The 20,630-nt window shown below is 50.9% G+C and carries 20 protein-coding genes and 2 pseudogenes; 20 read left to right on the forward strand and 2 right to left on the reverse strand.

Going from position 1 to position 20,630, the window contains the following annotated elements:
* Positions 1-764: sulfate transporter CysZ (gene cysZ, locus Q7J88_RS00765; RefSeq protein WP_303720246.1), on the forward strand; the 764-nt coding region annotated here is incomplete at its 5' end.
* Entirely contained in the window at positions 764-2,005 is a 1,242-nt protein-coding gene (locus Q7J88_RS00770; protein ID WP_303720247.1) for a peptidase MA family metallohydrolase, read from the forward strand. The genes cysZ and Q7J88_RS00770, both read left to right, overlap by 1 nt.
* Before the next feature lies 1 nt (position 2,006).
* On the opposite strand, the gene Q7J88_RS00775 is transcribed toward Q7J88_RS00770, so the two are convergent.
* Positions 2,007-2,324 carry a hypothetical protein gene (locus Q7J88_RS00775; protein WP_303720248.1) on the reverse strand — a complete coding sequence of 106 codons (318 nt, stop codon included), beginning with the start codon at positions 2,322-2,324 and terminating at the stop codon, positions 2,007-2,009.
* A gap of 169 nt (positions 2,325-2,493) precedes the next feature.
* On the opposite strand from Q7J88_RS00775, the gene Q7J88_RS00780 reads away from it, so the two are divergent.
* The 7 genes and pseudogenes from Q7J88_RS00780 to Q7J88_RS00810 all read left to right on the forward strand — a co-directional run.
* Complete coding sequence (locus Q7J88_RS00780) at positions 2,494-3,486, forward strand: class 1 fructose-bisphosphatase (protein ID WP_303720249.1); 993 nt, start codon at positions 2,494-2,496, stop codon at positions 3,484-3,486.
* 109 nt (positions 3,487-3,595) lie between these two features.
* Entirely contained in the window at positions 3,596-3,829 is a 234-nt protein-coding gene (locus Q7J88_RS00785) for a hypothetical protein (RefSeq protein WP_303720250.1), read from the forward strand.
* On the forward strand, positions 3,805-3,942 hold the full coding sequence (locus tag Q7J88_RS00790) for a hypothetical protein (protein WP_303720251.1): 138 nt from the start codon (positions 3,805-3,807) through the stop codon (positions 3,940-3,942). The genes Q7J88_RS00785 and Q7J88_RS00790 overlap by 25 nt, the downstream gene beginning before the upstream one ends.
* A gap of 260 nt (positions 3,943-4,202) precedes the next feature.
* Positions 4,203-4,469, forward strand: coding sequence for a hypothetical protein (locus Q7J88_RS00795; RefSeq protein ID WP_303720252.1), 267 nt, complete (start codon positions 4,203-4,205; stop codon positions 4,467-4,469).
* Positions 4,470-5,067: 598 nt separating this feature from the next.
* On the forward strand, positions 5,068-5,415 hold the full coding sequence (locus Q7J88_RS00800; RefSeq protein ID WP_303720253.1) for a DUF1971 domain-containing protein: 348 nt from the start codon (positions 5,068-5,070) through the stop codon (positions 5,413-5,415).
* A 169-nt stretch (positions 5,416-5,584) separates the two neighbouring features.
* Positions 5,585-6,207 (forward strand): annotated as a pseudogene (locus Q7J88_RS00805) (IS1595 family transposase); the annotation flags it as partial.
* A pseudogene (locus Q7J88_RS00810) lies at positions 6,201-6,514 on the forward strand (integrase core domain-containing protein); the annotation flags it as partial. The pseudogenes Q7J88_RS00805 and Q7J88_RS00810, both read left to right, overlap by 7 nt.
* Positions 6,515-6,567: 53 nt before the next feature.
* Here Q7J88_RS00810 and Q7J88_RS15290 read toward each other — a convergent pair.
* Positions 6,568-6,795 carry a response regulator gene (locus tag Q7J88_RS15290; RefSeq protein ID WP_369681935.1) on the reverse strand — a complete coding sequence of 76 codons (228 nt, stop codon included), beginning with the start codon at positions 6,793-6,795 and terminating at the stop codon, positions 6,568-6,570.
* A gap of 208 nt (positions 6,796-7,003) precedes the next feature.
* Between Q7J88_RS15290 and Q7J88_RS00815 the strand changes: the two genes are divergently transcribed.
* From Q7J88_RS00815 to Q7J88_RS00865, 11 genes are all read left to right on the forward strand, one after another.
* Entirely contained in the window at positions 7,004-8,365 is a 1,362-nt protein-coding gene (locus Q7J88_RS00815; protein WP_303720254.1) for a diguanylate cyclase, read from the forward strand.
* Between the two features lie 223 nt (positions 8,366-8,588).
* Positions 8,589-9,821, forward strand: a complete 1,233-nt coding sequence (gene hisS / locus Q7J88_RS00820) for a histidine--tRNA ligase (protein ID WP_369681936.1) — start codon at positions 8,589-8,591, stop codon at positions 9,819-9,821.
* Between the two features lie 129 nt (positions 9,822-9,950).
* Entirely contained in the window at positions 9,951-11,738 is a 1,788-nt protein-coding gene (gene aspS / locus Q7J88_RS00825; RefSeq protein ID WP_303720256.1) for an aspartate--tRNA ligase, read from the forward strand.
* Positions 11,739-11,773: 35 nt separating this feature from the next.
* Positions 11,774-12,454 carry a LysM peptidoglycan-binding domain-containing protein gene (locus tag Q7J88_RS00830; RefSeq protein ID WP_303720257.1) on the forward strand — a complete coding sequence of 227 codons (681 nt, stop codon included), beginning with the start codon at positions 11,774-11,776 and terminating at the stop codon, positions 12,452-12,454.
* A 323-nt stretch (positions 12,455-12,777) separates the two neighbouring features.
* Complete coding sequence (gene mdh / locus Q7J88_RS00835) at positions 12,778-13,734, forward strand: malate dehydrogenase (RefSeq protein ID WP_303720258.1); 957 nt, start codon at positions 12,778-12,780, stop codon at positions 13,732-13,734.
* 256 nt (positions 13,735-13,990) lie between these two features.
* Positions 13,991-14,185, forward strand: a complete 195-nt coding sequence (locus Q7J88_RS00840) for a 4Fe-4S binding protein (RefSeq protein WP_072904921.1) — start codon at positions 13,991-13,993, stop codon at positions 14,183-14,185.
* Between the two features lie 21 nt (positions 14,186-14,206).
* Positions 14,207-15,349 (forward strand): 2-oxoacid:acceptor oxidoreductase subunit alpha, encoded by a 1,143-nt coding sequence (locus Q7J88_RS00845; RefSeq protein ID WP_303720259.1) that lies wholly within the window; start codon positions 14,207-14,209, stop codon positions 15,347-15,349.
* On the forward strand, positions 15,349-16,161 hold the full coding sequence (locus tag Q7J88_RS00850) for a 2-oxoacid:ferredoxin oxidoreductase subunit beta (RefSeq protein WP_303720260.1): 813 nt from the start codon (positions 15,349-15,351) through the stop codon (positions 16,159-16,161). Before Q7J88_RS00845 ends, Q7J88_RS00850 begins: the two co-directional genes overlap by 1 nt.
* Before the next feature lie 25 nt (positions 16,162-16,186).
* Complete coding sequence (locus Q7J88_RS00855; protein ID WP_303720261.1) at positions 16,187-16,735, forward strand: 2-oxoacid:acceptor oxidoreductase family protein; 549 nt, start codon at positions 16,187-16,189, stop codon at positions 16,733-16,735.
* 96 nt (positions 16,736-16,831) lie between these two features.
* Positions 16,832-17,515, forward strand: a complete 684-nt coding sequence (locus Q7J88_RS00860) for an FKBP-type peptidyl-prolyl cis-trans isomerase (RefSeq protein ID WP_303720262.1) — start codon at positions 16,832-16,834, stop codon at positions 17,513-17,515.
* A gap of 490 nt (positions 17,516-18,005) precedes the next feature.
* Entirely contained in the window at positions 18,006-20,540 is a 2,535-nt protein-coding gene (locus Q7J88_RS00865) for a bifunctional aconitate hydratase 2/2-methylisocitrate dehydratase (RefSeq protein WP_303720263.1), read from the forward strand.
* Positions 20,541-20,630: the final 90 nt, after the last annotated feature.

Here is a 20,630-nt window from a genome sequence, read left to right on the forward strand (position 1 = left end):
CTGCTGCTGTTAAACCGGTGGCGAGTTTTACCCGCGGTTTCAGCTACCCGCTACGGGCGGCGAAATTCCTCGGCAAAAGGCCGGGACTGCTGAAATATCTGGCGCTTCCTTTTTCAATCAATGTGCTAATTTTTTCGTTGTCGGTTTATTTCGGTCTCGACTTGTTTGAGTCGATGCTGGAAACCTATGCGCCCGGCACCGAGGTCTGGTACGGGATGATTTTGTACTACCTAGCCTGGACGGTGGCGCTGCTGTTGACGGCGGTGGTGGTATTCTTTTCCTTTACCGTAGTCGGCAACCTGATCGCCTCGCCGTTTAACGAACTGCTCTCCGAACGGGTGGAAGCCATGCTGGTCGGTCGGCAGCCGGACGAACGGTTCAGCGTCGGGCGCTTCTGGAAGGAATCGCACTATGCGTTGCTGGTCGAGGTGAAGAAACTGTCGGTTTTCATCATCTGCATGCTGTTGTTGTTCGCCATCAACCTGATTCCGGGGATCGGCTCGATGATTTATGCAGTTCTGGCGCCAATCTTCACACTGTTTTTTCTGTTGATCGAGTATATGGCCTTTGTCCTGATGCGCAAGCAGTTGAGCTTTGCCCAGCAGCGCCAATATATCAGCGGTCGTCCGGTGCTGATGACCGGTTTCGCCTGCAGTATTTTTTGCCTGCTGGCGATCCCGTTTCTGCAGTTCTTCTGTATCCCGCTGGCGGTGGTCGGTGCGACCCTGCTGTGGTGTGATTTCCCACGTGAGGTTTCGGCTTGATGATGCGGCTTCTCATTGCATCTGTTTTGGTTCTGCTTTGTTTGGGGGCTGCTAGTGCCTCGGAACTCAAGGTGCGGTCACATTTCGATGAGAATAATGAGGCGGTTGAACTGCTGAAGACGGGACGCTATCTCGAAGCGATTGAAATGCTGAAGCAAGCGCGCGAGGCCGATCCCTATCATCCGGTTTTGCGGGAAAATCTTGAGTTCGCGTATTTAAGTGCTGCGCACGGCATGATCAAAGATAAACACTATGAAAAAGCAGCCGAGCTGTTGCTCGAAGCGCAGGAGTTCAACGATCAGCAGCGACAATTCTGGAGCCTGCGTGGCCTCGCATTGTTAGAGATGAAGAAGTACTACGAAGCAGAAGCGGAGTTGCAGGAAGCACTGGGCATGGGCGAGCCGGATGCTACCATCCTGTTCTGGTTAGCAAAAATCTACTACAACACCGACCGGATGTATGACGCCCTGGACGTTTTGGAGGACGCTGCTGAGGTTGCTCCGGATAATCATGCTGTTGTTGAAATGCTGGACAAGGTGCGTCGCGAGTTGACGGTTGAGGAGAAAATGGACAAAGAGTACGGCGGTCATTTTATCATCACTTTTGATGGGGATAAAAATGATGCTCTGGGCGATGCTGTACTCGATGTTCTGGAAGAAGCTTACAACTGGGTCGGTTCGCAGCTCGACTACTATCCGCAGGAGCAAGTTACGGTTCTGCTCTATTCTCATCAGGAGTTTCGCGAATTGACTAGGTCCCCCGACTGGGCCGGAGGTCTATACGACGGCAAGATTCGTTTGCCTGTCGGTGGGATCTCCAAAGTGAATGATTATGTGCGAATACTCCTCTACCACGAGTACATGCACGTGGCCCTGAACGATCTTGCTAAGGGGAATCTTCCGGTCTGGCTGAACGAGGGGTTGGCACAGGAAGCGGAACGTCGTATTGCGCGACCGGTAACGCATGCAGTGGATCAGGACTCTTCCGCGAAGCAGTTGCTCAGCCTGAAACGGTTGGAAAAACCGTTTTTGGACTTGAATGGGAAACAGGCCGCTTTGGCTTATCAGCAGAGTTATTCACTGGTTCGTTACTTGCTCCACAATTACGGTTGGCACCTTGTCGGGGACTTGTTGCGCGCCCTGCGGAGCGGGCAGGCCATAGAGCAGGCTTTCGACAGCGTTTTTGAGGTATATGGTTTGAAATATGCCGAATTCGAGGGCGTCTGGAGGGGTGGACGATAGCTTAGGTTTTCTGCTGTTCGTTTCTGATCTGCTCGATTTCCTCATCCAACAGGTCGGCTGCCTGCCTCAGCCTGAAGAGCTTCTCGAGTAGCTGGGATATTTCTTTGCTACTGAGCAGATCTTTTTGCCCAGCTCGGTATTGTTCGTCTACCACTCTCCCCAACTCGAACTGGAGCTGTTCAATCTTTTTCTGCATGGCACCGAGGTCGATTTTTTTCTGTACAACCTGCTTATATTGATTGGTGTGAAAGGATATTTTGTGCAAAGCTATGCGGCCGAATTGCAAAATTCGCTGCCCCGTTTTTTTTTCAGTGGCCATATCCCGCTCCTAATTTCCTTCCCCGTTTCGGAAACTATAGCATCCTTTTCCCTTTGATGAGGATGTGAAGATGTCGGTTGCTGTTAGTTGCATTATCCGTTAGACTGACCCATCATTTTCAGCTGATCGTATCTTGTAACAATAAATTTTATCGGGGGTTTTCTGCATCATGAGTGAACCGGGAAAAACTAAATTTCAAATCGATCTTCGCCGCCACCTTCGTGAGCAGGAAGTTAACGATAATCTGACCCATCTGATCTGCGAGATTGCAGAAGCATCAAAATACATAATCAATTCGATCCGTACTGGTGATCTGGGTGTGGCTGGTACCTCCAACCTATATGGTGAGGAGCAGTTGGCGCTAGATGTTCTGGCTGACCGGATCCTGCGCAAGCGCCTTGATCACTCGCGGGTGGTGGCCAACATGATGTCGGAGGAAATGGATGAGATTATCCCGGTCTCGCCTGATTGCGAAGGCAAGTATTCGGTCGCTTTCGATCCGCTCGATGGCTCATCGCTGGTTGATGTCAACTTGGCAGTGGGCACAATAGTTTCAATTTTTGAGGGCTGTGACCTGCTGCAGCAGGGCCGTAATCAGGTTGCTGCGCTGTATGTCCTCTACGGGCCGCGGACTACGCTGGTCTACAGTGTCGGTAAAGGTGTGCACGAGTTCGGGATGAACAACCTGATGGAGTTCACCTTGTTGCAAGAAAACATCTGCATCCAACCGAAGGGCAATCTTTACTCGCCAGGAGGACAGCGTAATAAATACACCCCCGGGACCGAGGCTTTTGTAAACCATCTGGAAGAGAGGGGTGTTAAGTTGCGCTACAGTGGCGGTTTTGTTCCTGATATCAACCAAGTCCTGCTGAAAGGGAAGGGGATTTTCTTCTACCCGCATCTCAAGGATCTGCCGAACGGTAAACTACGGCTGTTGTTCGAGCTGAATCCGATGGCTTTTCTGGTCGAACAGGCCGGTGGTGCTGCATCGACTGGACGTCAGCGGATTCTTGATTTGCAGCCGAACGAAATTCACGGTCGGGCACCGGTCTTTATCGGGTGCAAGGAGGATGTTGCACTGGCCGAAGAATTTATCGCCAAATTTGAGAGCGAAACTCCTGCGGAGGAAAAGAAAACCAGCAAGAAAAAGTTTGCCGGTTAAATCATTCGGAACGAGGCCAGCCAGGTTGATTCGGGGGGTGTTGGGTGTGCTCTGGCTATTGCTTGCGGCCGCATCCGTGCAGGCTGAGGTTTTGATCCAGCATTTTTAGATGGAGCAACTCACCGACAGTCTCGGTTGGGGCTACGGTCTGCCTGATGGGCCAGAGGCCGAAGACTATATCGCTCTTCTGTTCGGCAGACCGAACATCTTTATTGAAGCCGAAGACAAGCATCTACGTACAGACCATGTCGCTGTTAAGCAGCTGACCAACTACGGTCAATACAGAGGCTCCGGTTGGGTAATCGATGGCGCGAGCCAGTGCCGCTGCATTTCGATTTTCTGATACCACATAACGGCCGCTATCGCTTGTTTGTCGCGACCCGTTTGTCCGGGGTCAGGGATTCCTTGGCCGGCCAGGACCAGGAGACCGAGGACGGCAACGACTTCCGTTGGTAGGAAGTCGGCATGGTTAACCTGACGGATGGGTCACAGGAAATTGTCGTTAGCCTCCCTCCTGATGCCGGAATTAATTATCTGCACCTAAGCTCTCCGCCGCATCCTGAGATTGCGTCGCTGGACGGCTGACAACCGGACGCAGACCTGCATGCTGCCGATCTGGCAATTACCATTCTGCAAGCTCTGGATTTACTCGAAATTCTCCCTTAGTCGATTTTTCCCAAGAGGTTGAAACTGAAACTGTAGCGCCTCAGGCCAGGGTGAGTATTATTCCCCACGGTCATCTGGGTGCACCGAGTGCTGGACGTTGGGGGCGTGCAGAATATACCGGGATTATCTGTCATTGGTCGGTGCCGGTCGAACGCTCGGGCTGTTATCAGCTTTCCCTCCGTAGCACAGGCGAGGAAGAAGTGACGATTGCTGTAGATGGCTTTTTGACCAAATCGATCGAATTTGGACCGGCATTGTGCAGCGGAGTTTTGGGACGGTATTGTCTGCCGAAGGAGACGTATGCTATTGACATGTAGCTGCCACCTCGAGCGGGAATCGACAGCTTGATGATACAGGCGCAGGATACCGACAACGAGGCTGATTTACAGACCCCGCTGGTTAACGAGGTATTGCTACTGCTCTCCAGCTTGACTTACTAAACGGTCAAAGCAAAACTTAAAATATTTCTTACTACAGCGAATGTCGGGGAGGGGGGCATCTTGCTGGGTACTGTTGCGTTGGGGGAACCATTGCCAGATTGTTGCTGGCTCCTTTCTATCTGAACTCAACGGCATTGGGGTTAAGCCTGTTGGCGGCTTGACTGTTCGGTCTCTTTGTGCTGCATGTCCGGTTCCGTGCATCTCAATTGGCCGTTTTTCTGTTTCGATCTCTTCTGCCTAAGTTACCTTACCCTAACAAGTGTTCATAAGACACCATCTGGTCTCTTTTGTAGGAATAAATAACTTCTGGCTCCCAAAGAGGTCTAAAAGACCAGAGGGAAGTGTTAACCTTTGTCACAGACTTATGCGATCAATATTTTAACGGTACTCACTTTTGCAGCCAACGTTGAGCTAGGACACTGGATTGGAGGATAATATAAATGAAAGAATTACTTTTGACTGAAAGGAGTCCTTCATGGTCTTTCAAAATGAAATACTACCGTTCGGGGTCAATAAAGTTGGCTCCACCCCGATGCTAACAGAAAAAACTGTACCAAAAGGAATATTGAAAAAACATTTAGCCCCGAAAGGAAAAATCGGACTGCTGGTAGTCGAGGAAGGTTCTCTTCAATTTGTCTGGGAAGATTCACCAGATGAGATTCTTGATGCCGACCCCGAGCATCCTATTGTGATTTGGCCAGAACGATTGCATCATGTTGTGGTCAACGATCCTGTACGTTTTCAAGTTGAATTTTATGGTCCTGCTCAAATTCTTGATGCTGAGCAGGACCTTCTTGAAGGTGATCGGCTCGGCGAAGGCTGAATAGCTATCTGTTGAGTAGATATCCTGCAGGTCGAAGGGCTGTTGATGGGGATTCGTCAAAATGCCTCATCTCCACCATTTCTTCGAGGTGGTTTTTGAGTCCCCAAGGAATTTTCATCCTTTTTTAAGGGGCCGTCCTGGATAACTAAATTTTGTCTAGGATAGCAGTATGAGAAAAAGCCCTCTGCGTCAGGCCAACCAAGACCGACACATCGAACACTTTGTCTCGGGTTCTCAGCTTGTACTGCGGCAGTTCTTGTTGGAGTTGATCGCAATACAATAGGCTACTATTTTCAACCTCTCCGATAACTGATCTGCCAGGCCATTGAAGACGAAATGCCCTTCTTTGGAGAGATCGAAGTCAATGAAGTAATGTTTCGGCAGCAAGCGCAAAGTAAGACGAGGCCGAAGAACTGCCGGGAAAGTCCCATTATTAGGGATCTTAAAGTGCGGTGGACTGGTTTGTGCCAAGATCATTCCAGACGTTAACCCTGGCTTTTAACGTTCATTCTGGGGCAGAAAATCGTACCAGATAACATCGTATTTACCGACTCTCTGTACAGCTATAATGTGCTCGATATGAGCTTTTTATCATGTCCGAATCAATCACTCAGAGCTGTTTGCAGAGGGCCGAAACCATATCAAGGGATAGAGAGTTTTTGGAATCAGGAAAAGCATCATTTACTTAAATTCAACGGCATTCCAAAGGAGCATTTTGTGTTTTTTTTGAAGGAATGCGAGTGGCGATTTTATACACCTGACCCGGAAGAGCATTTATACCAGTTAAAAAGGACTACCAGCTTAATCTGGCGGTCAACGACATCGACCACACGAAAACCAAAGCCAAATCACAGCAGACCAACGGAATCTGCGAGCGGTTTCATAAACGATTTTGCAGGAGTTCTACCAGATCACGTTCCGGAAAAAGCTTTACACCAATCTGGATTACCTTCAGGTTGATCTGGACGAATGGATCGATTACTACAATATTGGGCGAACCCATCAGGGCAAAATGTGCTGCGGCAGGACGCCTCTGGAAACGCTCGAAGAAGGCAAGAAATATCTGGCAGGAAAAGATGGTAGTTTAAACTTGACCTGACAGGCACCTCGGCAAAACTGGTAACTGTCAGATCAAGTCGCGACTACTACAGCTCAATTTCGGCATAGAAGTTCAATGACCTGCTGTATTTTTTCAAGCCGTGTCGGTTTAACCAGAACGTCATCCATTCCAACAGCTAAACAGCTCACTAGAGTTCCTTTTCGAGTTTGCGCTGTCAACGCAACGATAGGGATGTGCTCGCCTTCTTGTTCCTTGCTACGAATTATTTGGGTTGCCTCCAGTGAGACTGTTTCGATGTTGGTGAGCGTGGTTTCTACCAAATATGTGAAGCGCTATAATTTTCCAGCTCGGCAGGTGGGCGATGCGCATCGACTACTGAAGAATCTGCTGTTTCGAACCGACCGTTTGGGGACGATCAGGGTAAGTGCTTGAGGAGGATGAGTGGTGGGCTGAGCATTGGCAAAAAGGGCTTTTCCATTGACAGGATCGAGAGAAATCTGAATAATTAACTATTATTATAGGAGACTTATGATATCTGATCTGGCAATGGTTTTGGTTGTTGATGACGAGTTATTTTTCCGCCAGCTATATAGTGATCTGCTTGTTAAGGAAGGTTATCGGGTTGAGGTCTGTGAAAATGGTGAGGATGCGATTGCTTGCCTTCAACAGGAAGCGGTCGATCTCATTTTGACCGATATGATCATGCCGGGCAAGTGCGGGTTAGAGGTTCTGCGCGAAGCCCGATTGTTGCCCAACCCTCCCGAAGTGATCTTGGTGACCGGATATGCCAGTGTCGAAACTGCGATTCAGGCGCTGAAAAATGGTGCTAGAGATTACCTGGTTAAGCCGTTCAATCCAGACGACTTGAGACATTTGGTACACAATTGTCTGGAGCAACGGCGACTTCTGGCGGAAAATTCTCAACTCAAAGCGAAAATTCAATTATTCGAAACCGGTCAATCCCTGTCTGCCATGATCGATTTGGAGCGTTTAATCCCGCAGGGCTTGGGTGCATTGTTGCGTGTTTTGGGGGCACCCAGTGGTTGTGGATTTACCTTTAAAGGGGAGGAGTTGAGGTTATCGACTTTGCACGCTCTACGTGATGATGTGGCGTTAAGAATCTTGGATAGGCTGCAGTCGCAGATCGATGTTGCCGAAGGATTCCATTCATTACAAGATCTGCAACTGGGGATTGATGGGCTGAACGAGAAACAATTATACCTACTGCCGCTGGGGGATAGCGCCGAGTTGAAGGCCGGCCTGCTGGTAGCAGATGTTCCTCTCGATTTCGAGCAGCAGGTGTCGCAGTTCGACTTACGATATCTTTGCGATCAAATTGTTCTCGGTTTTGAGAATGCCTGTCGACTGAAGGACGCGCAGGAACTGATGTATACTGACGATTTGACCGGTTTGCATAACCATCGTTACCTACAGGTCGCTTTGGATCAGGAAATCCGTCGATCGCAACGTTACGGGCTGCAGTTTTCGTTGCTGTTTTTGGATCTGGATCGCTTCAAGTTGATTAACGACCAGTACGGCCATCTGGCCGGAAGCGCTGCTTTGCAGGAGGTCGGAATATTACTGAGAAAGTGTGTGCGGGATGTCGACACCCTGTTTCGTTTTGGTGGCGACGAATTTGCAGCCATGCTGCTAGAAACCGATGCCAGAGACGCAGAAGTTGTCGCGGAGCGTATTCGTAAAACGATCGAAGGGCATCTCTTTCTTGCCGACCGGGGGCTTGATTCCAAGCTTACTGCGACGGCCGGTTTTGCAACATTCCCCTCGGATGCTGTTGATAAGACATCGTTACTCGAGCTAGCGGATAAGGCGATGTACGCCGGGAAAAATACCCGTAATGCGGTTCGTGGCATCGAAAATCTCCAGCATTAGAGAGTTTCTCTTATCCAATTTCTATCTAATCTCTAGAGCTTCTTCATTCTGTATGCTGCAGTGCTGGCTACTTCTAGAAAAAAAAACGAGCGATAATTCAAGCGCCCTCTTTCCGTCCAGAGAAAAATAGGGTATCGTGTCGGGCTTGTTGTAGATATTTATCAAATCCCCCAGTTTGCAGGGGCCAGAGGATAGTGCCTTGAGTATTACAGCTATAAAAGGGATGAACGACATTCTGCCAGGCGAAATAGAGACTTGGCAGTTTCTTGAGGCAACTGCCCGGAACGTTTTCGGGACCTACGGTTTTGCCGAAATCCGAACACCGGCTGTGGAGAAGACAGAGTTGTTCTGTCGCTCGATCGGTGAGACGACCGATATCGTCGAGAAGGAAATGTACACCTTCGATGACAAAAGTGGCAACTCGCTGACCCTGCGTCCGGAAGGAACCGCTCCGGTCATGCGCTCTTTCATTCAGAATCGTTTGCATACTCTCGACCCAGTCTCAAAGCTTTTTTATATGGGGCCGATGTTTCGTTACGAGCGACCGCAGAAGGGGCGTTATCGTCAGTTTCACCAGATTGGCGCCGAGGTGCTGGGGGTTGAAGATCCGAAGATCGATGCTCAGGTTCTGTCGATGCTGAACCAATACTTCTGCCGGATCGGTATTGAATCGGTTTCTCTGCAGATCAATTCACTCGGTTGCCCAGAATGTCGCCCCGGATATCGCCAGCAGTTGATCGATTATCTCGAACAGCGACTCGACAGCCTCTGTGCTGATTGTCAGCGCCGCTACAAGACCAACCCGCTTCGGGTCCTCGACTGTAAAGCCTCCGGTTGCAAGGAGGCAACGGTAGACGCGCCGGAAATGCTTGAGCACCTTTGCGCTGATTGTGAGGAACATTTTAGCGCCGTTAAGAAACATCTCTTGGCCCTGACTATTCCGTTTGAGGTCAATGCCCGCATGGTTCGCGGACTCGACTACTATGTTCGTACCACTTTTGAGATGGTTACCGATCGTCTTGGTTCGCAGAATGCTGTCGCTGCCGGGGGCCGGTACGATGGCCTAGTAGAAAGCCTTGGTGGTCCAGCATTACCCGGCATCGGTTTTGCGATCGGTGTAGAACGGTTGGTGCTGATGAAGGGGGAGGAGAAGATTATTCCTCCGGTGCCGCAGCTATTTATTGCCGCTCTAGGCCAAGCTGCTTGTGATCAGGCTTTTGTTCTGATGACCGAACTGCAGCGTGCCGGCATCCGGGCAGAGATGGATTATCAGGGGAAAAGCTTGAAGGCGCAGATGAGGCGTGCTAACAAGCTGAATGCAGCCTATACCCTAATCATAGGTGAGGAAGAACTGAAATCCGGGGAAGCACAACTTAAATGTATGGCCGATAGTAAACAATCGCAGGCGAAGCTTGGGCAACTGGCAGAACTCTTGATGGAGAAACTTACAAAATAACCGAAATCGGTCTTTGCTCAGTGGCTTGGTTCGACCTTGACCGGCTGAGAAGACGATTTTTATAATCTATATTTGCCGATCTGGAAGAATTTGGGACGAAGTGAAGATCGGTCCATTTTGGAGGACGTTTTGAACGATCAACTCGGAAACTGGAAAAGAACTCATCGCTGTGGTGATTTGCAGGCTGAACATATCGGCCAGGACGTCTGCGTCATGGGTTGGGTGCAGCGCCGTCGTGATCATGGTGGGCTGATATTTGTCGACTTACGTGACCGTGAGGGGATTGTGCAGTTGGCGCTTGATCCGGATCGTGACCTTGCTTCGTTGCAGAAAGCAGAGCAGGTGCGTAACGAGTTTGTACTTGCTGCGAAGGGGAAAGTTTCGCCACGTCCTAAAGGGACGGTGAACCCGAAGATGAAAACCGGCGAGGTCGAGATCGAGATCAGTGAACTGAAAATACTAAACCGCGCTGAAACTCCCCCCTTTATGATCGACCAATTTACCGAAGTGGCCGAGAATATTCGTTTGAAGTACCGTTACCTTGATCTTAGGCGCCCGGCATTGCAGAGCAATTTATTGATGCGGCATCAGGTGGCAAAGACGGTCCGCAACTACCTTGACGGGCAGGGCTTTATAGAGGTAGAGACTCCAGTACTGACTAAGAGCACCCCGGAAGGGGCACGCGACTACTTGGTGCCGAGCCGGGTAAATACTGGCAACTTCTACGCGCTTCCACAATCCCCTCAGCTGTTCAAACAGCTGCTGATGGTCTCCGGTTTCGACCGATACTTCCAAATCGTAAAATGCTTTCGTGACGAGGACCTTCGTGCAGACCGGCAGCCGGAATTCACCCAAATCGATTGCGAGCTCAGCTACGTAAACCGTGACGATGTCATGGGCGTTATGGAGGGGATGATTGCCGAGGTGTTTAAGACAACGATCGGCATTGAGGTGCAGCTGCCGATGTTACGGCTGACTTATGCCGAGGCGATGGAGCGTTTCGGGGTCGATAACCCGGATATGCGCTTCGCCATGGAGTTGATCACCATCACCGATTTGGTTGCCGGTTCCGGTTTCAAGGTTTTTGCCGATGTTGCGGCCAGCGGTGGTCTGGTCAAGGCGCTCAATGCCAAGGGGTGTGCGACTTTTTCACGTAAAGAGTTGGACGATCTGACCGACTTCGTCAAGATTTACGGGGCCAAAGGGTTGGCATGGGTAAAAGTGACTGAGGAGGGTTGGCAGTCCCCAATCGCTAAGTTCTTCACTCCGGAAGAACTGGCTGCCTTGAACGATAAGTTGGGGGCAGAGGTTGGCGACCTGCTGTTGTTTATGGCGGATACGCCGTTTGTCGCCAACGAGGCTCTGGGGCGTTTACGTGGGCACCTTGGCCAAAAGCTCGGCTTGGCCGACAAGGGAGAATATAAGTTCGTCTGGATAACCGATTTCCCGCTGTTTGAATATGACCATGAAGAAAAGCGTCATGTTGCAGTGCACCATCCGTTTACCTCGCCACTGGAAGAGGATGTGCCGCTGCTTGATACCGACCCGGGTAAGGCGCGGGCGCAGGCGTACGATCTGGTTCTCAACGGATCCGAGGTCGGCGGAGGCAGTATCCGTATTCATGATCAGGATGTTCAGGCGCGTATGTTCAAAATGCTTGGCATCGATGAAGAAGAACAGCGCGAAAAGTTCGGTTTCTTGCTCGACGCACTCAGCTATGGGGCGCCACCCCACGGCGGGATTGCTTTCGGTCTCGATCGCCTGATGATGATTCTGACCGGTGCCGATTCGATTCGTGACGTTATCGCATTCCCGAAAACCCAGAGGGCGACCTGCCTACTTTCGGATGCGCCAAGTGAAGCAACTGAAAAGCAGCTGCAGGAACTTGGTATTCGTTTGCGGAAAGCGCAGAAATAGATAACAAGCTAAAGGATAGATGGGAAAACATGCAGATGTTTAAACGTCTGTTGTTGGTTATGGTTGTTGGGGTGGTCTTCCTGACTGGTTGCGCTAAGCCCCCAGTGGCCGAGTTGGAAGAGACCAGACGCATTGTCGCGTATGCCTATGCGGCTGGTGCCTCTCAACTGGCGGCAGATCTCTATCAAGCTGCGAGCAATGCATTGCAGACAGCCGAAGATCAAGTCCACCAGAGGAAATACAAGGCTGCTCAGGCTTCATTGGAGTTGGCTCGTAATTATTCCAACCTGGCGCTGACGTTGACTGTGCAGCGTAAAAAACAGCTCGAATTGGACCAGCAAAAGCGTGAAGAAGAAAAACGGCATGAGGAAGAAAAACGGCGTGCTGAGTTGTTGCGCAAGCAACAGGAAGAAAAGGCTCGCAGGGCCGCAGTAAAGAGGCAAGTTGAGAAGCCACCGGTAGTGGTAGAAATCGAGGAGCCGAAATTGCTCGATAAGGTTGAGGTCGCTGCGGCAGAGAATCTGCAGATGATAGCTTCCCGGCCTGATGTGTATAATGATGGCATGCTTTGGCCCTTGCTGTACAAGGCCAATCGGGATCAGATCAAGGATCCGAAAGAAATTTTCCCCGGGCAGATTTTGCAGATTCCTCGCGATAAAAACAAGGAGGAAATCGAGGCGGCCAGGGCGGAAGCTTTGGAGCTTAATCTGTTTTGAGATTGGCGGTGCGGAAAAGATAAAAGCGTTTGTCAGGTAGCTTGGAAAGGTTCTGCCTGACAAGCGCTTTTTTTTGTACACTTTCTGGTGTGCTTTTAATCTTTAAGACAAAATGTGAAAAACCTTTAAAAAACGCCATTTTAAAAGGTTGATGTAGACGTTAAAGATAATTTTACTTGAAAGCGCAAAGGTTCTTGACAGGTAAAAATTGTTTGTATACTGTATACACCGCTATATGTATGGATAAAGTTACAGTTAAACGGGGTTATTTCCATGCTTGTCGTTGAAGGATGAGCAAAATTATTCTTACAAGGAGAGAGAGAATGGCTAGACCTAAAATTGCTCTGATCGGTGGTGGACAGATTGGTGGCGTCTTGGCTCAACTTTGCGCACTGCGCGAGCTGGGTGATGTCGTTATGTTTGACATCGTCGAAAACATGCCTCAGGGAAAGACTCTGGATATCGCAGAAGCTTCCCCGGTTGATGGTTTTGACGTCAGCGTAACTGGTACCAACGATTATAAAGACATCGCAGGTGCTGATGTCGTTATCGTTACCGCCGGTCTGCCCCGTAAGCCCGGTATGAGCCGTGATGACCTGATCGAAGTCAACTCCAAAATCATGACTTCTGTTTCCGAAGGCATCCGCGATAACGCTCCGAACGCATTCATCATCATCATTTCCAACCCTCTCGATGCTATGGTTACCCTCTGCCAGAAGATCACCGGCTTCCCGCCGGAGCGCGTTTGTGGTCAGGCTGGTGTGCTAGACTCGGCTCGTTTCGCCGCATTCATCGCTTGGGAACTGGGCGTTTCCGTCAAGGACGTTTCCGCAATTACTCTCGGCGGTCATGGTGACACCATGGTTCCGCTGGTTCGTTATGCCTCTGTTGCAGGTATTCCGGTTATGGAACTACTTGAGCAGAAGTATGGTAATGCTGCCAAGGCTGAAGAGGTAATGACTGCCATGGTTGAGCGTACTAAGGCTGCTGGTGGTGAAGTCGTCAAACTGCTCGGTAACGGTTCGGCTTTCTACAGCCCGGCATCTTCAGCTGTTGCCATGGCTGAGTCTTACTTGAAAGATCAGAAGCGTGTTTTGCCGACCTGTGCTCTGCTGCAGGGTCAATACGGCGTTGACAACTTCTATGTTGGCGTCCATTGTGTAATCGGCTCTGGCGGTATCGAGAAGATTCTTGAGCTGAAACTTGACGAGACTGAGCAGGCACTGATGGATAACTCGGTTGCCGCAGTTAAGGAACTTGTTGGCAGCATGAAGATGTAATCCCAGCTGTTCTGGTTCGATCCAGAAGGGCAGCCAACAGGCTGCCCTTCTTCTTAACTGCAAACATTCGAAAAGCCGAATAAAGTTGAATAGTTTCGTCTGCTCTGGAAGACGAAGTAAATTGCTGGAGTTATGCGAAAAATGCTGTATACAGTTTTCGCTGGCGCATATCCATCGCTTTGTGTTAGGATTCCGCCGCTTTAGTTAAGCTGTACTGTTGATAGCAGCAATTCACGTGTAAAGGAGAAAGACGCTAATGAGCGCGAAAGCGGAAATCGAGATCATCGAAAGATACTGCAAGGGTTGCGCAATCTGTGCAGAATTCTGCCCTACCAAGGTTCTGGAGATGGACGCATTTGTTGTCAAGGTCGCCAATGCTGACGCATGCATCGCATGCAACCAGTGCGAATTGCGCTGCCCTGATTTCGCAATTAAAGTTCACAAGCTGTAAGACGCTATAGGAGGTCGTTTCGTGGCTAAGAAAGTAGCATTATTACAGGGGAACACTGCATGCGCCCTGGGCGCCGTTTATGCAGGCTGCACATTCTTTGGTGGCTACCCCATTACTCCCTCTACCGAAGTTGCGGAAGTTATGTCTGAAGAACTTCCGAAAGTCGGTGGTAAGTTTATTCAAATGGAAGACGAGATCGCTGCAATGGCATCGGTTATCGGCGCTTCCCTTACTGGCGCTAAGACGCTGACTGCAACGTCAGGTCCTGGTGTTTCGTTGAAGCAGGAGTTGATCGGTTACGCCTGTATCGCTGAAACTCCTTGCGTTATCATCAACGTTATGCGTGGCGGTCCTTCGACTGGTATGCCGACTGGACCAGGTCAGTCTGACGTGATGCAAGCCCGCTGGGGTACCCACGGTGATCACGCAGCAATTGCTGTGGCACCGGCTTCTTGTCAGGAAATCTTCAGCGAGACCGTTCGTGCATTCAACTTGGCTGAGAAGTACCGTATGCCGGTACAGGTTCTATATGATGAGATCGTTGGTCACATGCGTGAGCGGATCGAGTTCCCCGAGCCGGGTGAACTGGAAGTTATTGACCGTGCTGCTCCGACTTGCTCACCAGAAGATTACAAGCCGTACGATGCCAAGTCCGATACCGATGTTCCGCCGCTGGCAGCATTCGGTTCCGAGTATCGTTTCCATGTTACCGGTCTGAACAAGGCTGCTGACGGCTTCCCAACCACCAAAGCCAGTTTGGTTGACTTTGAGGAGCGTCGCCAGATTGCTAAGGTCGAGTGTCCGGAAGCACGTGCAGATATCGAGTCGAACGAAGAGTACCTGTGCGATGATGCCGATGTGATCATTCTTGCCTATGGTTCGACTTCCCGTTCGGCTCGTTACGCTGTTAACGAACTGCGCGCAGAAGGGATCAAAGCTGGCCTGTTCCGTCCGATTACCCTCTGGCCGTTCCCGGAGAAACGGGTTGCTGAACTCGGTAAGCAGGTTAAAGCAATCGTGCTCCCCGAAATGAACCTCGGTCAGATGATTTTTGAAGTTGAGCGTATTGTTAAGAACGACTGCAAGCTGGCCGGCGTGCACCGCGTTGACGGTGAGCCGATCAACCCGGGCCAGATTATTGACCAGGTTAAGGAGGTCATCTAATGGCTTACGATTACGAAAAGAGTATCCGCCCAGGCAAACTGCCGCACATCTGGTGTCCGGGTTGCGGTCACGGCATTGTTATGAAGGGTTTGATCCGCGCCATGGATACCTGTGGTCTGGAGAAGAACAACACTGCTATCGTTTCCGGTATCGGCTGCGCTAGCCGTCTGCCCGGTTACATGGATTTCTGCACCCTGCATACCGCTCACGGACGTGCTGCCGCTTTCGCAACCGGCGTTAAGATGGCTAAGCCAGAGATGAACGTGATTGTCTGCGGTGGTGACGGTGACGGCACCGCAATCGGTGGTAACCACTTCATCCACGCATGTCGTCGTAATATAGATATGACTTACGTGTTGCTAAATAACCACATCTATGGGATGACCGGCGGTCAGTTCTCTCCTTGTACCCCGACTGGTGCCAAGGCTTCTACCACTCCGTATGGTAACCCGGATCCGATCTTCGATATCAGCAAGCTGGCAATCGGTGCTGGTGCAACCTTCGTTGCCCGTACTACCGCTTTCCATGCGACTCAGATCGATAAGTTGATCGCCGAGGGTATCAAGCACAAGGGGATGTCGGTGATTGAGGTTGTTGATGACTGTCCGACCACTTACGGTCGTCGCAATAAGTTCCGCAGCGTTGTCGACATGATGAAGGTTCTCAAGGACACCGCTGTTCCGGTTGCAGCTGCTTCCAAAATGACTGCAGAGCAACTTGAAGGCAAGATCCTGACTGGCGTGCTGTATCAGGAAGACAAGCCTGAGTACTGTGCGCAGTACAAGCAGGTTATTGCACGCGCTCAAGGCTGATCCCACACTTAAGGAGACTAGAATCATGGCTGAAAGATATGAAATTCGGTTTTCCGGTGCTGGTGGTCAGGGTCTGATCACTGCCGGAATTATTCTGGCTGAAGCTGCTTCCATCGTCGAAGGTAAGCACGCTGTTCAGTCGCAGAGCTACGGTCCTGAGGCCCGTGGTGGCGCTTCCAAGTCTGAGGTTATCATCGGCGATGCGCCGATCGATTACCCGAAAGCGACCGTTGTTGATGCTTGCTTGGCGATGACCCAGGAAGCTGCTGACAAGTATGCAAACGGCATCAAGTCGGGTGGAATGCTGCTACTTGACAGCGATTTCGCTCCGAATGCACCTGAAGGTGACTTCAAGGTGTACTACCTGCCGATCATGCGTCTTGCCAAGACTGAAATCGGTCGTGAGATTGTTGCCAACGTTATCGCGCTTGGTGCAATGATTGCGATGACTGGCGTTGTTTCTCGTGAAGCTGGAGAAAAGGCAGTTCTGGCGAAGGTCCCTGAGGCCTTTGTTGATCTGAACAAAAAAGCCTACGCTCTCGGTTTCGAGAAAGCAGCGGAGCTGCTGGCTTAGTAATCTGCTTGCCGGTAGTTAATAGATAGGCTATAAAAAGGCTCGGTGATGTTCACCGAGCCTTTTTATTTTAGTCACACCTAACGAGGAGCTGTCATGAGAAAAACTATCGTTGTCCTGTTGCTGCTTCTGACCGCAACAACTGCTTTTGCCGTGGATGTACCGAAGACTGATCAGGAGAAACTTGGTTATGCGATCGGTATGAATATCGGTATGAATATGAATCAGCAGAATGTTGATGCTGACCCGGCGCAGATCGGAGCTGGGTTGATGGCTGCAATGAAGGGGGAAGAAACGGTTTTAAGCCAGGAGGAAATGGCTCAGATCCTGTCTGCCTATCAGCAGGAAATGCAGATGAAACAGATGGCTGAAGCGACTGCAGCTGCGGAAGAGAATGCGAAAAGTGCAGAAGCCTTTCTTGTGGAAAATGGTAAAAAGGAAGGGGTGAAAACACTTGCCAGCGGGCTGCAGTATAAAGTGCTCACCGAGGGGAGTGGTGCATCACCGAGTCCTGAGTCGATGGTCGAGGTTCACTATAAGGGGACGTTGATCGACGGTACTGAATTCGATAGCTCCTATAAGCGAGGAGAGCCTGCAAGTTTTCCAGTTGGTGGCGTGATCCCCGGTTGGACCGAGGCGCTACAGTTGATGAAGGAAGGCGACAAGTGGGAATTGGCGATCCCGCCGGAATTGGCCTATGGTGAGCGTGGTGCTCCACCGGTTATCCCACCGAATGCCGCATTGGTGTTCGAGGTCGAACTGCTCAAAGTGGCAAACTAAGCTGATTTTCTATAGAGCTGTGAGCGGCCCTGTCGGAAAGAATCCGACAGGGCCGTTTTTTTTATGTATGGGCGTTGTCTGTGTCGCTCATTGTGAGTTAACTGTCTGCGGTTGGTTTTGTTCGGTTGGTCCTCCTCTTTGTCGGGCAATAGCTGGCTCAATACGATTAACACAACACTGGCTAAAAAAAGCATTTCAAACATGGCGCTACTCCTCATTTAGTTGTGTCTCTATATTGCTCTGGCTGTGTGACAGAAAATGACTCTCGGTGTTGGTTTTAATCCATGTCTTAAGCTTCGCTTTCGTTAAGATTGTAGCTGCAAGATAAACCGCAAAATCACCATTCGGATGATTGACAGACAACTTTAAAATCGTATACAGTATGCAGTGTTTTGCTCGCGGGCAGGCATCCTGATGGCGAGCAAAATCATATATGAAGTAAATCTTTAGAGCAGCTTGTGCTGCAAACCATGAATATGGAGGAGAGAGAATGATTGATGCTTATCTGAAACATGAAGAAGAGCGTAATGCCCAAGGTATTCCGGCTCTGCCGCTGAACCCAGAGCAGGCCGAAGGGCTGTGCGAGTTGCTGCAGAATCCGCCGTCAGGAAAAGAAGATTTTCTGATGAACCTGTTCACCCAGAGGGTTTCCCCTGGTGTTGACCCGGCTGCCGAAGTCAAGGCCGCTTTTCTTGCTGACATTACCACCGGCGCCAAAAGCTCGCCTTTGATCGACAAGGTCAAGGCTGTGCAAATTCTCGGCACCATGATCGGTGGTTACAACGTACAGCCACTGATCGCCGCTCTGGGCGATGCCGCTCTGGCCGACGAAGCCGCTTGTGCGCTGTCCGGCATGACTTATGTTTACGACGCCGCTGCTGAAGTTATCGCGCTGTCGAAGAGCAATGCTGCCGCCAAAAAGGTGGTTGAGAGCTGGGCTAGCGCCGAGTGGTTCACCAACAAACCTGAGCTGGCAGAAACAATCAAAGTTAAAGTTTTCAAGGTCGAAGGCGAGATCAACACGGATGATTTCTCCCCAGCTGGCGACGCATGGAGCCGCCCTGACATTCCACTGCATGCCCTGGCTATGGGTAAAACCCGCTTCCCAGGTGGTATCGACGAGATCGCAAAGTGGCGTGCCGAGGGGCATCAGGTCGCCTTCGTTGGTGACGTTGTCGGCACCGGTTCTTCCCGGAAGTCGGCTTGTAACAGCGTCCTCTGGTGCATCGGTGACGATATCCCGGCGGTTCCGAACAAGCGTCGTGGTGGCGTGATCATCGGTGGCGTTATCGCCCCGATTTTCTTCAACACCGCACAAGATTCCGGTGCCTTGCCGCTGCGTATGGATGTCACCCAGCTGAACATGGGCGACGTTATCACAATCAATACCGCAAAAGGTGAAGTCACCAACGAGGCTGGAGAAGTCGTCTCTACCTTCGAAATCAAGCCGGACACCGTCGCCGACGAGTACCGCGCTGGTGGTCGGATTCCATTGATCATTGGTCGTTCGCTGACTGCCGAAGCTCGTGAAGCACTTGGCATGGGGGCAACCGAGGTTTTTACTCCGGCAGACAACCCGACTCCGAAGGTTGGCCAGGGATACAGTCAGGCACAGAAAATTGTCGGCCGCGCTTGTGGCGTAGAAGGTATCCTGCCGGGTACCGCTTGCGAGCCACTGATGACGACTGTCGGTTCTCAGGATACCACTGGGCCAATGACTGCCGACGAGATCAAAGAGCTGGCCTGTCTTAAGTTCAAGTCGCCGATGTTCATGCAGTCTTTCTGTCACACAGCCGCTTATCCGAAACCGGCCGATGTGAAGATGCACAAGAACCTGCCAGCTTTTATCTCCGAACGTGCCGGTGTGCCGCTGCGTCCGGGTGATGGCGTTATCCACAGCTGGTTGAACCGTCTGCTGGTTCCCGACACTGTCGGTACAGGTGGTGACTCGCACACCCGCTTCCCGATCGGTATCAGCTTCCCGGCCGGTTCCGGCTTGATTGCCTTTGCCGGTGCACTTGGTTTCATGCCGCTCGATATGCCTGAGTCGGTTCTGGTACGTTTCAAGGGTGAGTTCAACGAAGGTATCACCCTGCGTGACGCCGTTAATGCCATTCCTTACTGGGCTATCAAGCAGGGTTTGCTGACCGTGCCGAAGAAGAACAAGGTCAACATTTTCAATGGCCGTATCTTGGAGATGGAAGGTCTGCCGAACCTGTCGGTTGAGCAGGCTTTCGAGCTGACTGACGCAGCTGCCGAGCGTTCCGCTGCTGCCGGTTGCATTCAACTCTCAGAAGAGAGTGTCTGCACATACCTGCGCTCCAACGTTGCTTTGATGAAGAAGATGATCGAAGAGGGTTATCAGGATGCAGAGACCTTGCAGGGCCGGATTGATGCCGTCAACGAGTGGCTGAAGGATCCGAAACTGATCCGTGCTGACGAGAACGCTGAGTACGCCGCTGTGATCGAGATTGATCTGGCTGAGATTACTGAGCCGATTCTGGCCTGCCCGAACGACCCGGATGATGTTAAGCTGCTTTCTGAAGTTGCCGGTACCCCGATTCAGGACGTCTTCCTCGGTTCCTGTATGACCAACATCGGCCACTTCCGCGCTGCCGCCGAGATCTGGCGTGGTGAGAAGTTCAACCCGAGCGTCCGTACCTGGGTTTGTCCGCCGACCCGTATGGATCAAGCTCAGCTGAAGGACGAAGCTGTCTACTCGGTCTTCAGTGCTATGGGAGCACGGCCTGAAATAGCTGGTTGTTCGCTCTGCATGGGTAACCAGGCACGGGTTCCTGATGGTGTGAACATGTTCTCCACCAGTACCCGTAACTTTGACGACCGTATCGGTAATGGTGCCCAGGTCTACCTCGGTTCCGCAGAGCTGGGGGCAGTAACTACTAACTTGGGTAAGTTGCCGACTCCGGCTGAGTACCTCGCTGTTTACAAAGAGAAGGTTGCGCCGAAGGCAGACACCATCTATCAGTACCTGCAGTTCGACGAAATGGAAGGGTACGGTAAATAAGATCGATTCTTGATCGATAATAGAAGGCCGCTCCAGTTTTGGGGCGGCCTTTTTGCTGCTTGGCCACGCTCAAATTGTGGCTCATTCATC

The sequence above is a fragment of the Malonomonas rubra genome (genome assembly GCF_003247215.1).
Lineage (GTDB): Bacteria > Desulfobacterota > Desulfuromonadia > Desulfuromonadales > Geopsychrobacteraceae > Malonomonas > Malonomonas rubra_A.

What these genes read in the sequence shown, in the direction of transcription:
- Q7J88_RS00770 (WP_303720247.1), top strand. Translation starts at nt 764, where the DNA reads ATGATGCGGCTTCTCATTGCATCTGTTTTGGTTCTGCTTTGTTTGGGG.
- Q7J88_RS00775 (WP_303720248.1), bottom strand. Translation starts at nt 2,324, where the DNA reads ATGGCCACTGAAAAAAAAACGGGGCAGCGAATTTTGCAATTCGGCCGC.
- Q7J88_RS00780 (WP_303720249.1), top strand. Translation starts at nt 2,494, where the DNA reads ATGAGTGAACCGGGAAAAACTAAATTTCAAATCGATCTTCGCCGCCAC.
- Q7J88_RS00785 (WP_303720250.1), top strand. Translation starts at nt 3,596, where the DNA reads ATGGAGCAACTCACCGACAGTCTCGGTTGGGGCTACGGTCTGCCTGAT.
- Q7J88_RS00800 (WP_303720253.1), top strand. Translation starts at nt 5,068, where the DNA reads ATGGTCTTTCAAAATGAAATACTACCGTTCGGGGTCAATAAAGTTGGC.
- Q7J88_RS00815 (WP_303720254.1), top strand. Translation starts at nt 7,004, where the DNA reads ATGATATCTGATCTGGCAATGGTTTTGGTTGTTGATGACGAGTTATTT.
- hisS (WP_369681936.1), top strand. Translation starts at nt 8,589, where the DNA reads ATGAACGACATTCTGCCAGGCGAAATAGAGACTTGGCAGTTTCTTGAG.
- Q7J88_RS00830 (WP_303720257.1), top strand. Translation starts at nt 11,774, where the DNA reads ATGTTTAAACGTCTGTTGTTGGTTATGGTTGTTGGGGTGGTCTTCCTG.
- mdh (WP_303720258.1), top strand. Translation starts at nt 12,778, where the DNA reads ATGGCTAGACCTAAAATTGCTCTGATCGGTGGTGGACAGATTGGTGGC.
- Q7J88_RS00840 (WP_072904921.1), top strand. Translation starts at nt 13,991, where the DNA reads ATGAGCGCGAAAGCGGAAATCGAGATCATCGAAAGATACTGCAAGGGT.
- Q7J88_RS00850 (WP_303720260.1), top strand. Translation starts at nt 15,349, where the DNA reads ATGGCTTACGATTACGAAAAGAGTATCCGCCCAGGCAAACTGCCGCAC.
- Q7J88_RS00855 (WP_303720261.1), top strand. Translation starts at nt 16,187, where the DNA reads ATGGCTGAAAGATATGAAATTCGGTTTTCCGGTGCTGGTGGTCAGGGT.
- Q7J88_RS00860 (WP_303720262.1), top strand. Translation starts at nt 16,832, where the DNA reads ATGAGAAAAACTATCGTTGTCCTGTTGCTGCTTCTGACCGCAACAACT.
- Q7J88_RS00865 (WP_303720263.1), top strand. Translation starts at nt 18,006, where the DNA reads ATGATTGATGCTTATCTGAAACATGAAGAAGAGCGTAATGCCCAAGGT.